At 37.9% G+C, this 14153-nt stretch carries 18 protein-coding genes and 1 pseudogene; 3 read left to right on the top strand and 16 right to left on the bottom strand.

Features of this window, described 5'->3' with window-relative positions; translation table 11 throughout:
• Positions 1 to 5 precede the first annotated feature (5 nt).
• The 11 genes from yqeK to IGJ49_RS04570 all read right to left on the bottom strand — a co-directional run bounded on the left by yqeK (position 6) and on the right by IGJ49_RS04570 (position 8556).
• On the bottom strand, positions 6 to 590 hold the full coding sequence (yqeK, locus tag IGJ49_RS04620) for a bis(5'-nucleosyl)-tetraphosphatase (symmetrical) YqeK (protein WP_023519420.1): 585 nt from the start codon (positions 588 to 590) through the stop codon (positions 6 to 8).
• A complete protein-coding gene (locus tag IGJ49_RS04615; protein WP_137072127.1) occupies positions 580 to 1227 on the bottom strand; it encodes a nicotinate-nucleotide adenylyltransferase in 648 nt (215 codons plus the stop codon). The genes yqeK and IGJ49_RS04615 overlap by 11 nt, the downstream gene beginning before the upstream one ends.
• Before the next feature lie 12 nt (positions 1228 to 1239).
• Complete coding sequence (gene yhbY / locus IGJ49_RS04610; RefSeq protein WP_019724120.1) at positions 1240 to 1551, bottom strand: ribosome assembly RNA-binding protein YhbY; 312 nt, start codon at positions 1549 to 1551, stop codon at positions 1240 to 1242.
• Between the two features lie 15 nt (positions 1552 to 1566).
• Complete coding sequence (gene yqeH, locus IGJ49_RS04605; RefSeq protein WP_349520032.1) at positions 1567 to 2676, bottom strand: ribosome biogenesis GTPase YqeH; 1110 nt, start codon at positions 2674 to 2676, stop codon at positions 1567 to 1569.
• The gene (locus IGJ49_RS04600) at positions 2673 to 3200 is read right to left on the bottom strand and encodes a YqeG family HAD IIIA-type phosphatase (RefSeq protein WP_010735865.1); all 528 of its coding nucleotides are present in this window, start codon (positions 3198 to 3200) and stop codon (positions 2673 to 2675) included. Before IGJ49_RS04600 ends, yqeH begins: the two co-directional genes overlap by 4 nt.
• A 316-nt stretch (positions 3201 to 3516) precedes the next feature.
• Complete coding sequence (locus tag IGJ49_RS04595; protein WP_349520034.1) at positions 3517 to 4251, bottom strand: amino acid ABC transporter ATP-binding protein; 735 nt, start codon at positions 4249 to 4251, stop codon at positions 3517 to 3519.
• Positions 4252 to 4264: 13 nt separating this feature from the next.
• Positions 4265 to 4954: an amino acid ABC transporter permease gene (locus IGJ49_RS04590; protein ID WP_019724123.1), complete on the bottom strand. Its 690-nt coding sequence runs from the start codon at positions 4952 to 4954 to the stop codon at positions 4265 to 4267.
• An 11-nt stretch (positions 4955 to 4965) separates the two neighbouring features.
• Positions 4966 to 5784 carry a transporter substrate-binding domain-containing protein gene (locus IGJ49_RS04585; RefSeq protein WP_137072123.1) on the bottom strand — a complete coding sequence of 273 codons (819 nt, stop codon included), beginning with the start codon at positions 5782 to 5784 and terminating at the stop codon, positions 4966 to 4968.
• 327 nt (positions 5785 to 6111) lie between these two features.
• Positions 6112 to 6969, bottom strand: coding sequence for a nucleotidyl transferase AbiEii/AbiGii toxin family protein (locus IGJ49_RS04580; protein ID WP_153830347.1), 858 nt, complete (start codon positions 6967 to 6969; stop codon positions 6112 to 6114).
• A 12-nt stretch (positions 6970 to 6981) separates the two neighbouring features.
• The gene (locus IGJ49_RS04575) at positions 6982 to 7575 is read right to left on the bottom strand and encodes a type IV toxin-antitoxin system AbiEi family antitoxin domain-containing protein (protein WP_137072119.1); all 594 of its coding nucleotides are present in this window, start codon (positions 7573 to 7575) and stop codon (positions 6982 to 6984) included.
• 465 nt (positions 7576 to 8040) lie between these two features.
• Complete coding sequence (locus IGJ49_RS04570; RefSeq protein ID WP_438722564.1) at positions 8041 to 8556, bottom strand: hypothetical protein; 516 nt, start codon at positions 8554 to 8556, stop codon at positions 8041 to 8043.
• A gap of 129 nt (positions 8557 to 8685) precedes the next feature.
• Between IGJ49_RS04570 and IGJ49_RS04565 the strand changes: the two genes are divergently transcribed.
• The 3 genes and pseudogenes from IGJ49_RS04565 (at position 8686) to IGJ49_RS04555 (ending at position 9426) form a co-directional block, all read left to right on the top strand.
• A complete protein-coding gene (locus IGJ49_RS04565; RefSeq protein WP_438722562.1) occupies positions 8686 to 8859 on the top strand; it encodes a hypothetical protein in 174 nt (57 codons plus the stop codon).
• Positions 8843 to 9097, top strand: a pseudogene (locus IGJ49_RS04560) (hypothetical protein); the annotation flags it as partial. The gene IGJ49_RS04565 and the pseudogene IGJ49_RS04560, both read left to right, overlap by 17 nt.
• Entirely contained in the window at positions 9094 to 9426 is a 333-nt protein-coding gene (locus tag IGJ49_RS04555) for a hypothetical protein (RefSeq protein ID WP_409173782.1), read from the top strand. The pseudogene IGJ49_RS04560 and the gene IGJ49_RS04555, both read left to right, overlap by 4 nt.
• Positions 9427 to 10198: 772 nt before the next feature.
• Here IGJ49_RS04555 and IGJ49_RS04550 read toward each other — a convergent pair.
• Genes IGJ49_RS04550 through accB form a run of 5 tightly spaced genes read right to left on the bottom strand, consistent with a single transcriptional unit; the run spans position 10199 to position 14153 of the window.
• Positions 10199 to 10984, bottom strand: coding sequence for an acetyl-CoA carboxylase carboxyl transferase subunit alpha (locus IGJ49_RS04550; protein WP_010735869.1), 786 nt, complete (start codon positions 10982 to 10984; stop codon positions 10199 to 10201).
• On the bottom strand, positions 10977 to 11846 hold the full coding sequence (gene accD / locus IGJ49_RS04545; protein ID WP_023519412.1) for an acetyl-CoA carboxylase, carboxyltransferase subunit beta: 870 nt from the start codon (positions 11844 to 11846) through the stop codon (positions 10977 to 10979). The genes IGJ49_RS04550 and accD overlap by 8 nt, the downstream gene beginning before the upstream one ends.
• Position 11847: 1 nt before the next feature.
• Complete coding sequence (locus IGJ49_RS04540; RefSeq protein ID WP_023519411.1) at positions 11848 to 13227, bottom strand: acetyl-CoA carboxylase biotin carboxylase subunit; 1380 nt, start codon at positions 13225 to 13227, stop codon at positions 11848 to 11850.
• Positions 13228 to 13234: 7 nt separating this feature from the next.
• Complete coding sequence (gene fabZ / locus IGJ49_RS04535; protein ID WP_010735872.1) at positions 13235 to 13654, bottom strand: 3-hydroxyacyl-ACP dehydratase FabZ; 420 nt, start codon at positions 13652 to 13654, stop codon at positions 13235 to 13237.
• A 19-nt stretch (positions 13655 to 13673) separates the two neighbouring features.
• Positions 13674 to 14153, bottom strand: coding sequence for an acetyl-CoA carboxylase biotin carboxyl carrier protein (accB, locus tag IGJ49_RS04530; protein WP_438722559.1), 480 nt, complete (start codon positions 14151 to 14153; stop codon positions 13674 to 13676).

Genomic DNA, 14153 nt, shown 5'->3' with positions numbered 1-14153 from the left:
GTCAGCTATTTTGCCACCCAATGATTATATGTTTCAATTGTTTTTGGATAAATTTTGCTCTCTTGCGCAATCAAATGTGCTAATGTATGTTTGGTTTCGAATGCAACTGCTTCATCTAAATCGATCATGGCAATCTCACGGGCTTCTTTGACACCTGGAAAAGAACGTCCTGGTTCGATATAGTCAGCCACATAGATGACTTTATCGAGTAAGGACATCTCAGCAGCTCCTGTCGTATGGAGACGGATTGCTTGTAAGATCTCCTCATCAGTGATGCCTAATTCTCGTTCAACAAATGATGCACCGACTAATCCGTGCCAAATTGCATTTCCATAAGCTAATAACTCTGGATCAAGTTGCTCACGTTCGATGAATAAGATAAACTCATCGTCTGGTCGTTCTTTCGCATAATCATGTGTCAATGCGGCGATACTCGCTTTTTCTGGCGAGCAACCATACCTTTCAGCAAGTGCAACAGCTGTTTGTTCTACACCCAAAACATGTTTGAAGCGTTGTTCACTCATTCTCATTTGGACTTTTTGCATCAAGATTTCTCGAGTATAGGCCGTATAATCTGTACTATAATTCATGTTGATACAATCCTTCTTTCTGAATATAATCCAAGACTTTATCTGGGATCAAATAACGGACGGAACAACCTTGTTGAATTTTTTGACGAATCTTTGTCGAACTTAGATCAATCTCAGGGACATCGACCCAGATCACAGGATACGGGGTTTCCACTTGATACCCACGTCGATGGATACCGACAAAGTGGACCATTGTCAATAACTCGTCGATTTTGTACCACTTTGGTAAATATTCGACCATATCACCGCCGATGATAAAATAGTAGTCCGTATCAGGATTATTTTGAGTCAAAGCCTTCATCGTGTCATACGTATAGCTTTTGCCGCCTCGTTCGATTTCAATCGTTTCAATCGTTAGAAAAGGATTGTCTTCGATCGCAAGTTCCAGCATGTTTAAGCGATGTTCTGCCGGTATAGTTGGCTTTTCATCCACATGAGGTGGTTGATAGGAAGGCATTAAACAGACATGGTCTAGTCCTAAATTCTGTCCTGCTTGTTCTGCCATCACTAGATGGGCTAGATGCACAGGATTGAAAGTTCCGCCCAAGATCCCCACCTGTTTTCTTTTCGCATAAAGATGGGGCATTTCTTTTGGAAATACTTGAGGTCGAACAAAGGATTTCGCTTGCGATTTCATCTTCGTCACTCCTTAGATTGCATGTACTTCTTTAGATATCCGTTGGTATTTCTCTTTAGATGATGCTTTGTATAAAACAAGCACGCGTCCGATGATCTGAACCACTTCACATGCGATAGCTTGTTCTAATACTTGTGCCACATCTTCTGCGATCTCATCTGTATTTTGCAACAATGATACTTTGATCAATTCTCTTTTTTCAAGTGCTTCTTCGATTTGGACGATCATTGCTTCATTGATCCCACCTTTACCGATTTGGAAGATCGGTTGAAGATGGTGTGCCTGACTACGTAAAAATCGTTTTTGCTTTCCTCTTAAACTCATGTTTTTCCTTCTTTCTTAAATCAGTGCTTTTCTTCTTAACACATGTACCCCTTTTGGCGCCCAGCCTGCGATGACTGCTGGTTCCGTTACCGTGATCCAGCCTAGTCCTGCAAAGACGATATCTGTCTTTTCTTTTACAGAAAACTCAAAGCGAACAAGTTCAGGGAATTCACTGACTTCATTCGGACGTGGTGGTTGCAATAAGCCGCCTACATGTTTTTCATAAAAAGTATCGGCTTTTTCTAATTTTGTCCGATGTAAATTGACATCATTTGATACATAAGCAATAAATGAACATCGTTTGCCACTGATAAAGTCGAATCGAGCTAATCCTCCAAGGAAAAGCGTTTGACCTTCATTCAGCTGATACACCTTAGGCTTGATTTCCTTCGTCGGTGCGATGATACGTAAGTCTTTTTTGCCTAAATAGTGGGCCATTTGATGGCGATGGATAATTCCTGGTGTATCGATCAAAAATTGGCCATCATCCAATGGGATCTCGATTTTATCTAACGTTGTTCCTGGGAACTGCGAAGTCGTGATCACTTCTTGGACGCCTGCCGTATTTTTGATGATCTGATTGATCAATGTCGATTTCCCGACATTCGTCACACCAACGATATACACATCTCGACCCTCACGATATTTTTCGATTTTCTCTAGAAGTGTTGTCATTTCAGGTGCTTTTTTTGCGCTTGTCAACAACACCTCGACAGGTCTTAGCCCTGCTTCATGGGCACGCTCATTCATCCATTGGATCATTTTTGATTTTTTTAATGATTTAGGTAAAATATCGACTTTGTTCCCAACCAAAAGAACTGGATTGTTTCCGACAAAACGATGTAATCCAGGAATCAGTGAACCGTTGAAATCGAAAATATCCACCACATTGACGATCAATGCGTCTTTTTGACCTAATTCATTTAGTAATCGCAAGAAATCATCATCTGTCAGTGATACATCTTGGATCTCATTATAATGTCTCAAACGGAAACAACGTTGACAATAAACATCCCCTGTTGCTAACCCTTTTTCGAGTGCTGCTTTTGGTGTATAGCCTAATTCATCAGGATGTTCAGTTTGGATCATCACGCCACAACCGATACATTGCAATTCTTCGTTCATTCAATGCCACCTCGCCAATCCATATCTGGATGTTTCTTTACTAAATAACTCATGATCTTACGTTCCCAGAACCGATTGAATTTCGTCTTCCAACTATCAGTTTCAATGATTGGTTTAACTAAGACACTACGGATACCGGCACTATTCGCGCCACGAATATCGGTCATGATCTGATCACCAATCATGATGATTTCTTCATCTGCCAGATCCAACATTTTTTTTGCTTTATTGATTCCCACTGGCAAAGGCTTCAAAGCTCTTGCAACATAAAGTAGCTCAAATTTTTTAACTGCACGAGCTACGCGTTCTGAGTTGTTGTTAGAAACAACGACTACTGGTATGCCCGCATTTCTCATTTCTAAAATCCAAGTGAACAATTCTTCCGTTCCATCTGGATTATTCCAAGCAATCAGTGTATTATCAAGGTCCGTCAAGACGGCTTTGATCCCTAGTTTTTTCAGTTGTGCAGGGGTAATTTTATAGACGGCTTCTACCATCCATGTAGGTTTATAATTTGAAAACATGTTGTCTCCTCATCTGCAAAAAATGAAGGAGCACGATATGTACTCCTCAACCCCATATTATACTGTAAAATCTAAAAAAAAACTACCTCTATACATTAAACCTTTTAATGGAGGTAATAACAGAAGGAACCAGCTCCAAAAAATAAGCAATCAGCTCATAAAATAGATTCTTCTATATTCTTGAGTTGGTTGCTTATTACTGAAAGAGTTGCTTTTGGAACATCATTCATATAATTTTAGAAAAACCTAAAGAACTGAAATCACTATCCATAGGTAATGTTGGAAAAGAGCGCCATTTCTTATATCTTATTTTTTACTACAATACTTTGGCCAAAAAATCGATAGTCCGAGGCTGGCTCGTCCGCTCCAGCACCTCACTAGGTGTCCCCTCTTCCACGATCTGTCCTTGATCCATAAAGATGATTCGATCACCCACTTCTTTCGCAAAGCCGATTTCATGAGTGACAATGACCATCGTCATCCCTTCTTGTGCCAATTGCAACATAACCGAGAGTACTTCACCCACCATTTCTGGATCAAGTGCCGAAGTAGGCTCATCGAACAACATGACGTCTGGTTGCATTGCCAACGCTCGGGCAATCGCTATCCGTTGCTGCTGTCCACCTGATAAAGAGTAAGGATAGGCGGTGGCTTTATCTGACAAACCAACTTTTGCCAATAATTCCAAAGCGATCGCCTCGGCTGCTTTCTTAGGCATTTTTTTCACTGTGATTGGTGATAAGGTGATATTCTCTAATACTGTCATATTGGGAAATAGATTGAACTGTTGAAAAACCATCCCCATTTTTTCTCTTGTTTTAAAAATATCGTGTTTCTTATGTGTGATATCCGTTCCCTCAAACTCCACCGTACCGGCTGTAGGAGATTCGAGTAGATTCAAACAACGGAGAAACGTACTTTTCCCTGAACCTGAAGGGCCGATGATCACTACGACCTCCCCGGCGGAAATAGTCGTAGTAATTCCTTTCAATACTTCTGTTTCCCCAAATGATTTATTTAATTGTTTGATCGTTACTATTGATTTTTCCATACGACATTCTCTCCTAACGTTGATACCCTTTTCCGAGTTTTTTCTCCCAACTACTCAACAACCGCGATGTTACAAAGGTCATAACGAAATATAACCCTGCGGCAATAAAATAAGGTTCCAATGGGATATAGGAGTTTGAGATAACGATCTGAGCAGATCCCATCAATTCATTGATACCGATCACTGTCAGTAAAGAAGAATCTTTGATCAACGTGACAAACTCATTTCCTAATGGTGGCAGGATATTTCTCAACGCTTGTGGGAAAATGACATAACGCATCGCCTGTATAGGACGTAAGCCTAGTGAATACGAAGCTTCTGTTTGTCCCATATCAACAGCCGCAATCCCTCCACGAATGATCTCAGCAACATACGCCCCAGAGTTCAGTGATAATACGATGATTCCTGGTATCAAACGCCCTAAGTCGATGGTTAAAATCCCCACGGACCAATCCACCGCTGGAAAGAAACGTTGCAATAAGATGAATCCGATCATGATCTGCAATAACATCGGTGTGCCTCTTAGTAATTCGATATAACTATTAGCTAACCAATTCAAAGGCTTGATCTTTGAGCGCTTCATCAATGCCATGGCTAGGCCAATCATTGTACCAAAGATGACTGTCAAGATCGAAATGACGATCGTAACGACCGCGCCGGATAAAAAATACGGTAAGTACTTATCTAAAAACGAAAAATTCACACTGCGTCCCTCTATTCTGTCGCTGTTTGTTCAGCTAGTTCATGATTTTTTTTGATGAATTCATCGATTTTTCCCTCATCACTTAATTTTTTGATGATTTTATTCAACTCTTCTTGTAATTCTGTACTCCCTTTTGGTAAGGCAACAGCAAAAGCTTCATCATCTGATTGTTCCAAAGGGATATCTGCAATCATCAAGTTGGGGTTCTGAGCAATATATGCTTCGGCAATCGTTTGTTCAACGACCATGCCATCCAGTGAACCTTGATTGATCTCGATCACCATATTTGGCACTTTATCGATCGTGACTACTTTAGCTTCTTTGATTTGTTCGTTGATCACTGCTTCTTGGATCGAGCCTTTTTGCGCCCCTAAGCTTTTACCTGCCAAGCGATCAATGCTTGTGAACGTGTTTTTATCTTTTTTATTGATCACGAGAACTTGTGGCGGATTGTAATAGTTGTCGGTGAAGTCAAATTGTTCTTTTCGTTCTGCGGTCGCTGAAATCGCTGAGATCGCTACATCGACTTTCCCTTCTTTTAAAGAGGCTAACACCGTGTTGAAACTCATATCTGAGAGCTCCAATTTCACACCAAGCTCATCTGCGATGGCTTTAGCTAAATCAATATCCGATCCGACGATTTGATCTTTCCCATCGACGATCGTATGAAATTCAAACGGCGCATAATCAGCAGACGTCGCCACTTTCAATACACCACTTTCCTTGATTGCTGCTAATTGATCGTTTGATTCAGCTGCATCCCCATTCCCGCAAGCTCCTAATGCGAATGTTGTAACTAAAAATAAAATAATTCCGGAAATCTTTTTCATTGTCTCGCCCCTTATTCATTTTGTTCTGTCATTATAGCATGAAAATTTCAAAAATAAACTATTTTTTGTATATTTATTTAATTTTATTCGTTTTTATGCTTTTAAAATGAATAATAATCACAAATTAAGAATATTTTTTTTAATATTTCAAGGGAAGAAATGAAAAAGCTAAGAACCAAGTCTCAGCTTTTTTATTTGATTTTCAGTCTATTTTACTTTGTTTCTCAAAGCCAAACACCTCTGTACCAAGCTCATTGGTTCCGCTGATTTACGCTAAATCACACAATTAATATCGTTTGTCATCTTGATTTGTTCAATTCTTGTAAACTATTGTTTTCTTTCTTGATTTTCAATTTTGATTACATTTTGCATTAGATAAGCAACTCCGTTAACTGTATCTGCAAATGAAATAGAATTCGCAAAAGAATTAACTGAGCGATATTTGTCCCATAGTTTTTCCAAATAACCGCTCCCTTTTATCTTTTCGATTTCCCTTTCATAATAAAAAGATAACGGTTTGTTGTCTCCACGTTTTGTAAATGTATTTCGGACACTTTTATATAGCTCTTTCATATCAATATTTTCTAGTTTTCTGATGGCAAATAGGTCGTAGTAATCTTTCAATCTCGAATTGTCTGTCCCAAAGTTAAATGTAGCACTCAGCTTTTCTGCAATAATCTGTTCTGTTGGATAAGCTGGAATCTCCACTTTTTTATCTTCAAACATCAATTGATGATGATGTATATCTACTTCAGGATAAATAGAATCTCCTGTTGTTACATCCAATTTAAATGGGACACGTATTTTTTCTAAATGAGCAATCAATTTAATTTGAAACCCAGGATAAAAATCAATTTCCCTTGTCTCTTTAATCTCTTGAACAGAGAAAACAATTCCCTCTTTCGTAGGTTTACTAGTTAATTCTTTAAAGATGTTCTTCAATTTTTCTTTAGTTAATTTACTATTTCTAAATGTCGTATCAATATCAATTGTTGTTCTTCTATCAATTCCATATTTTGAACCTAATAGAAAACCACCTTTCAAAATAAAGTCATTTTTATACTTCGATTCAGAGATTTGTTCAACTAAGCGATCCATCATAAAATGCCTTTGAACTAACTGTGCATTTAATCCTATACTTTTTGCAAGATTTCTTGTTTTTGCTGTAAATTGTGTAGGGGTCATATTTTCTCTCCATCAATACAAACTCTGCATATGATATTTCATTTCTTTTTCTACATGTAGTTTTGTCATATAATCTCTTAATTTACTTGGGTCTCTCCTAGGATCTCTCATGTACTCTTTTAAAGCTTCTAATTTCATTTCATATTCAATTTCATATCTCGGATTCCAAATATCACAAAGAGTTCGTTCCTTATCGTATATAATAATAGGATTTCCTTGAAAGGAAGTGCCCTCCACTTTCCCTAACTCGTATACTTCCTTCTTCACAAAATGAAATTGTAACTGTTGCTCTTTCGTAATTGAACGATTCACATTATAACCATGTGGAAAAGTCAAATGAATGAAGTTCGGCATGTTTGTAGAAAGTTGATATATATCTAATGTCGTTTCATGAGAAAATATTCCTCTGGAAAATCGTTGCTGAAAACAAAATAAATCATCGATTCCATGACCAGTCTCTACATAATAACCACGATCAACTTTCATCAAAATTCCTTGATTCACCAATCTTTGTACAGTAGTTGCTGAAATTCCTAATTTTCTAGCTTCCTTCATAGATAAATTTCCATCGCGAATACGCAACAACTCTTTCAGCTTATCTTGCATTTAATCCCCTCACTTACGTTACAAATACACTACATTAAACTTATCATAATAGTGTAATTGTAACAAGGCATTCTTCATGCGGGAAAGAAATGGTCGATTACTGTGTAATGGATGTTTCGCGAATATCTGGACAATATAACTTCCTGAAAGCTATACCAAGACGATAAGATACGTTAGCAAGTTTATGCACACACCAAGAACGCCTTACACTATAACTATTCAGATGGCCTACTTAAATAGTTAAGTACCAATATCCAGCACTAAAAAGAAATACCTATGGTTTCAACAACTTTTAAAATTTCAAATCAAAAATCCTGATTCGGTACAGAAAAATATTTTTAATCAATTAAAAGAACAGGGAAAAGATGGTGCCCCCTTCTTTCTGTTCAAATTATTCTGAAATTCCTCTACTTCAATAATCATTTTGCAAGAAGCATCGTTTTTTAAGGCTATTCCTTTACTCAACTATTCCTCATTCCCTGACACAAAACTATATTCAATCTTATGTGAGTCAGATAAACGATTTCCACTTTCACCTACCCAAGAAAATTCTTTTCGATAATCCTTTCCGACTAACGTTGTCGTTTTCTTCTCCTGATTGACTTCGACTGTTACATGTTCGATCTCTTTAACAAATGTTTGAAAAAGTTCATTCGTTTTTAGGTCTTGTTCTGCGGATGTAAAATCTGGTGTCAGCAAACTTTTGATTTCTTGTTCTTCACTGCTTGAGAGTTTTAAATCTGCGGGATCTTGATCAAGGCTTTGTGCCAGTTGGATTTCTTTCATGATTTCTAAATTTCCCTCTTTAAGAGTATAACTTCCTCTATTTTGTAGCGTCCCAGCATTCGTCACTTGAACAATTTCGACGTTTTTTAATCGGTCCTCATTCGATTTAGAGCAGCCAGTCAAGAATAGCGACAAAGAAATTACACCTCCCAAAAAAAGAACATAAAATAACTTACTTAACGACTTATAAAACACAACATCAACTCCTTTTTAATAAGAATATCACACACAAAAAAATATCAAATAATAACTAAGTTATGATTTGATCGGAAATAATAAACTAACTATAATAAAATTGTAACAAATAAAAAAAAGAGGTTTAATATGAAAAAAAATGTTATTTTTAGTTGTTTTGTTGGCGTTACTTTTTTCAGTATGTTGTTACCTAGCCAAATCGTCCAGACCCAAGAAATAATCGAGCATACAGAACCATTTTCTAGCATCCAATCAATAGGTTCAAATTCAGATAACTTAGACTCAAAAAGCAATATTGACTAGATATTGGACGTCAGGATGGATTAAAACAGGTAGCCCCGCTCCCGCAGTAGCTTTCTTTCAAAGCGGTGCATATAGGGGATGGTTAAGCAGATATCGTGAACTACCAAGTCATTATGGTACAACTGGTTATTATGAAGGTTACTTTTATCATAACTCCGTTCCATTTCCAGTTCCATCAAAATTAAATATTTTGAACAATGACTTATTATCACCAATTGATGAGGATGATCTAAAATGAAATATTTCAAACAAATTTTAATAGCTTCAATAGTAATTTCTGGTCTATTTTTATTTACTGAAAGACACAATGCAAACACAAACTTAGCAATAGCGGAATATACCTCAATATCTATAGAACCTTTAGGTAGTAAAATCATCTATCACACAAGACGATCTACTACGTTAGTCGGGTTAACTAACACAATGATTTATAATGATGGAATTTATTGCGGACAATTAACTTTACAGTCTTGGTCTTATGAAAAAGATTTTTCAACTGGAAGAATGTGGTATGTGGGTATATATAAAGGAACTGTACGTTCTAATGGTGGTTGTCCTATTGGTTAATTAATTAGTGAGAAAAATGAACAATAAATAAACTGCAATAAAGGACAACTTCACTTCATTTTTTCTCGCTATTATCTTAGACATCTCAAAAAGCTTGTACATATATATATTGAATAGTAGTATTTAACCACAAATAGCCCGATTTGATAAACCAAATCAGGTTATTTGTGGTTAGAAGATGTTTATTTTTATGTATTGCGATAATTACACAGTAAATAAGTGGGATATACTTCATTAAAAGAATAAAAACGGTACATTTAATTACGCGTTAACCTAGTTTTTTTCAATTTTTAGTGTATAACACAACATTCAATATATACTCTATGAAAAATCACTAAATTTTTTTAAGTTACAGAAATTCAAATTATCTCTATCTTTAATATCATTCTTCCAATTAACATTTTCCATTTTTCTTTTATATAATCAACAATCAAAATCTAATACCTAAATAATTACACATCAAGATACAATCTCTAATAACTAAATATCAGTGTAAGTTTAAAAATCTAAGAAAATTCAATGAAATTAGTTTTTTATATTAAGTTAAATATATATCATAAAATTTTTTCCATTTTAACCCTTACAATCAAAAAGAAACAAGAATATTTTCTAAAAAAATCATATAATTCCTATTTTATTTCCCCTTCTAACTAGCAAATCATACAAATAAACACATTAAATATATAAATCATAAACCAATATTTATCCATTTATAGGATAAATCAGAAAAAACTGTAGAGGCAATTCTCTACAGTTTAAATCAAAAAACTTCTTAATATTTACGAAAACGTTGGTAGCGTTGTTCGATCAATTCTTCGGTTGGTTTCTGACAAAGTTCGGTCAGTTTTTCGATCAATGCTTTTTGCATCATACGCGCAACTTTTTCTTTGCCTAAAGGTTCTCCATTGAATGTTTCGGGGATCACTCGATCAATGACGTCTAACTCTAATAATTCACCAGCAGCGACTTTCATCAATTCAGCGGCTTCGGCTGCTCGGCTGCCGTCTTTCCAAAGAATCGAAGCAAAACCTTCTGGTGATAAAACAGCATAGATCGTTTGTTCTAACATCCAGACTTCATCGGCTAATGCTAAGGCTAGTGCCCCACCACTACCGCCTTCACCAATAATAATACTGATGATCGGTACCTTCAAATCCGACATTTCTAATAGATTACGGGCAATCGCTTCCCCTTCACCACGTTCTTCTGCACCGATCCCACAATAGGCACCCGCAGTGTTGATCAACGTAATGACCGGACGGTTGAATTTTTCTGCTTGTTTCATTAAACGCAGTGCTTTACGATAACCTTCCGGATGAGGAGAGCCAAAATTCCGACGAATATTTTCTTGCAAGTCACGGCCTTTTTGGATGCCAATGACGGTCACTGGTTTTCCGGCTAATTTTGCTACGCCTCCGACAATCGCTTCATCATCACCAAATAAGCGATCACCATGAAATTCTTGGAACCCTTCAAAAATCGTTTCAAAAAAATCAAGACTTGTCCAACGATCTTTTGCCCGCGCCAGTTGGACGATATCATGAGCAGTTTTATTCATGGTTGATCCATCCTTTCTGCGTATGCAATTCTAATAATTGATGGATCGTGTCATTGAGTTCTTTTCTTGGAACGATTTGATCCACAAAGCCATGTTCCAGTAAAAATTCTGCTTTTTGAAAATCTTCTGGTAGTTCTTGTTTGATCGTTTGTTCGATCACTCGGCGGCCAGCAAAGCCGATCAAACTTTGCGGTTCAGCTAAGATGATATCCCCTTCCATCGCAAAGCTGGCGGTAACACCACCTGTCGTCGGATCTGTTAAGACAGTCAAATAAAATAGCTGTTTATTGCTATGACGTTTGACCGCTGCGGAGATTTTGGCCATTTGCATGAGAGAGAAAATTCCTTCTTGCATCCGGGCGCCCCCTGAAGCAGTGAATAATACGACGGGTAATTTTTTACTCGCCGCACGTTCAAACAAACGAGTGATCTTTTCCCCTACGATCGTGCCCATACTTCCCATGATAAAATTAGGGTCCATGACACCAATAGCAAAAGGAATGCCTTTAATAGTCGCTTGACCAGTTAGAACTGCTTCATGTAAGCCAGTCTTTTCTTGCATCTTGCCGATCTTTTCTTGATAATCAGGGAAATCAAGAGGATCTTTTGTGACGAGATCCGTATCCCATTCCTCTAAACTTTTCTCATCAATGATCAACGCTAATCGCTGCCATGCGCCGATTCTAAAGTTATAACTACAGTGTGGACATACTTTTTCTTCCCCGATATCTTTTGTGTAGATGATATGTTTACAATTTGGGCATTTCGCCCACATATTGTCAGGGACCGATGGTGCATTCGTTGGCTTGATTTCTCGATTAGGATTGATTCGAATGTATTTTTTCTTTTTGAATAAAGCCATCTTATTCGTCTCCTATCTCCGTCTCGGGAATCCAGTTTGGTAAAAACTCTTCTTGTAAGAATGCGGTACTGTAATCACCAGCAATCACTGCAGGGTGACTGATCAGATCCATTTGGAATTCAGCATTCGTGATCACGCCATCTGTCACGATCTCGCTCAATGCCCGTTGCATTTTCATCAACGCATCGAAACGTGTATCGCCATGTACGATGACCTTAGCAATCATTGAATCATAATAAGGGGGAATCGTGTAACCTGAATAAACCGAACTATCGACCCTTAATCCCATACCACCAGCTGGTAGCAACAAATTCTTGATTTTGCCTGGTGAAGGAGCGAAATGAAATACTGGATTTTCTGCATTGATCCGGCATTCGATCGCATGCCCTTGGAAAATGATATCTTCTTGTTGGATCTCTAGTGGTCGTCCGGCCGCAACCTCGATTTGTTTTTTGACAAGATCGATATTTGTGACCATTTCTGTTACTGGATGTTCAACTTGGATGCGGGTGTTCATTTCCATAAAATAAAAATCACCGGATTCATCCATTAAAAATTCGATCGTTCCTGCATTTTCATAATTCACTGCCTTTGCTGCTCTGACAGCTGCTGCACCTAAGTGATTTCGTTTTTCCTCAGAGATCACAACAGATGGTGATTCTTCTAAGACTTTTTGATTATTCCGTTGTAAGGAACAATCACGTTCACCTAGATGCAGAACATGACCAAATTGATCACCTAATATTTGCACTTCAATATGTCTTGCGGGATAAATGATTTTTTCCAAATACATATCATCGTTACCAAAAGCAGCTGCTGCCTCTTGTTGGGCGGATGAAAAATGTTGTGGTAATTCTTCTTTTGACAAGACTTTGCGGATTCCTTTACCGCCACCACCAGCGGCGGCTTTAAGCATCACTGGATAGCCAATTTTTTCTGCCACTTCCAGTGCTTCTTCAACAGTCGATAGCACACCATCACTACCTGGGATCACAGGAACATCTGCTTGTTGCATCAACTGACGTGCGTTGATTTTATTCCCCATATCATCGATCGTTTTGCTTTTAGGTCCAATAAAGACGATATTACATTCTTCACACATCGAAGCAAATCGACTGTTCTCAGATAAGAATCCAAATCCAGGATGGATTGCTTCTGCTTTTGTAACGATGGCTGCACTTAGAACTGCTTGTACATTCAAATAGGAATCTGTTGCTCTTGCAGGACCGATGCAGACGGCTTCGTCTGCTAATTGTGTGTGCAATGCCTCCGCATCCGCTTCAGAATAGACCGCAACGGTTTGGATTCCAAGCTCACGGCAGGCACGAATGATCCGTACGGCTATTTCGCCGCGATTTGCTATCAAGACTTTTGAAAACATAACTCACCTATCCAATCATAAAGGTTAATTCAGCTTCAGCAACTTTTTTGCCGTCCACTTTTGCAATTCCTTTGCCTATTCCTGCAGAAGACTTGATTTTAGTGATTTCCACTTCTAATATCAACGTATCTCCAGGAGTCACTTTTTTACGAAACTTCGCTTTATCTAATCCGCCAAAGTAAGCAGTTTTTCCTTTGAACTGTTCCAATGATAATAGAGCTACTGCTCCTGCTTGGGCCATCGCTTCTACGATCAATACCCCCGGCATCACAGGTTCTTCTGGAAAATGTCCTTGGAAAAAAGGTTCATTGATCGTCACATTTTTTTTAGCAACGATCCGTTCGCCTTCGACAATTTCTTCCACTCGATCAATCAGCAACAGCGGATAGCGATGAGGGATGATTTCTTTGATTTCTTGTATATTCATAGGTCTGGTTCTCCTTGGCTTAATTTGGTTGGATGATAAAGAGTGGTTGTCCGTATTCTACGACTTCTTCATTGTCGATCAAGATCGCAACGATCTCACCATCGACATCACTAGTTACTTCGTTCATCAATTTCATTGCTTCAATGATACAGATCACTTCACCCTTAGCGACTTTATCTCCTACTTTTTTGAATGCTGGTTTGTCAGGAGATGGTTGTAGATAGACGATTCCAACGATTGGTGATTTCACTTCAGTCCCATCAATTGTCGGCGCAACTGCTTCTGGTTGAACAGAATGGCTTTCTTCTTTTGGTAAAGCCGGTACAACTTGTTGAGGTTGTGGTTCAGAAGCACTCGTTGTTGGTACTGTTTGCCCCATTCCCCGACTCATTTCATTTTTATTCATATATAATTCAAATTGTCCGTCTCTCAAGTCAAATTCTGTTAAAGTTGACTGATCAAATTGACTGACTAATTCTTTGATTTCATGGATCTTCAA

Source organism: Enterococcus sp. AZ171, assembly GCF_051714005.1.
Lineage (GTDB): Bacteria > Bacillota > Bacilli > Lactobacillales > Enterococcaceae > Enterococcus_B > Enterococcus_B pernyi.
The sequence above is the reverse complement of the archived record's forward strand: the minus strand, read 5'-3'. Positions and strand labels throughout refer to the sequence as shown.

What these genes read in the sequence shown, in the direction of transcription:
- IGJ49_RS04600 (WP_010735865.1), bottom strand. Translation starts at nt 3,200, where the DNA reads ATGTTTTCAAATTATAAACCTACATGGATGGTAGAAGCCGTCTATAAA.
- IGJ49_RS04555 (WP_409173782.1), top strand. Translation starts at nt 9,094, where the DNA reads ATGAAATATTTCAAACAAATTTTAATAGCTTCAATAGTAATTTCTGGT.
- yhbY (WP_019724120.1), bottom strand. Translation starts at nt 1,551, where the DNA reads ATGAGTTTAAGAGGAAAGCAAAAACGATTTTTACGTAGTCAGGCACAC.
- IGJ49_RS04595 (WP_349520034.1), bottom strand. Translation starts at nt 4,251, where the DNA reads ATGGAAAAATCAATAGTAACGATCAAACAATTAAATAAATCATTTGGG.
- IGJ49_RS04550 (WP_010735869.1), bottom strand. Translation starts at nt 10,984, where the DNA reads ATGAATAAAACTGCTCATGATATCGTCCAACTGGCGCGGGCAAAAGAT.
- IGJ49_RS04565 (WP_438722562.1), top strand. Translation starts at nt 8,686, where the DNA reads ATGAAAAAAAATGTTATTTTTAGTTGTTTTGTTGGCGTTACTTTTTTC.
- yqeH (WP_349520032.1), bottom strand. Translation starts at nt 2,676, where the DNA reads ATGAACGAAGAATTGCAATGTATCGGTTGTGGCGTGATGATCCAAACT.
- fabZ (WP_010735872.1), bottom strand. Translation starts at nt 13,654, where the DNA reads ATGAATATACAAGAAATCAAAGAAATCATCCCTCATCGCTATCCGCTG.
- IGJ49_RS04575 (WP_137072119.1), bottom strand. Translation starts at nt 7,575, where the DNA reads ATGCAAGATAAGCTGAAAGAGTTGTTGCGTATTCGCGATGGAAATTTA.
- IGJ49_RS04615 (WP_137072127.1), bottom strand. Translation starts at nt 1,227, where the DNA reads ATGAAATCGCAAGCGAAATCCTTTGTTCGACCTCAAGTATTTCCAAAA.
- IGJ49_RS04540 (WP_023519411.1), bottom strand. Translation starts at nt 13,227, where the DNA reads ATGTTTTCAAAAGTCTTGATAGCAAATCGCGGCGAAATAGCCGTACGG.
- IGJ49_RS04580 (WP_153830347.1), bottom strand. Translation starts at nt 6,969, where the DNA reads ATGACCCCTACACAATTTACAGCAAAAACAAGAAATCTTGCAAAAAGT.
- IGJ49_RS04585 (WP_137072123.1), bottom strand. Translation starts at nt 5,784, where the DNA reads ATGAAAAAGATTTCCGGAATTATTTTATTTTTAGTTACAACATTCGCA.
- yqeK (WP_023519420.1), bottom strand. Translation starts at nt 590, where the DNA reads ATGAATTATAGTACAGATTATACGGCCTATACTCGAGAAATCTTGATG.
- accD (WP_023519412.1), bottom strand. Translation starts at nt 11,846, where the DNA reads ATGGCTTTATTCAAAAAGAAAAAATACATTCGAATCAATCCTAATCGA.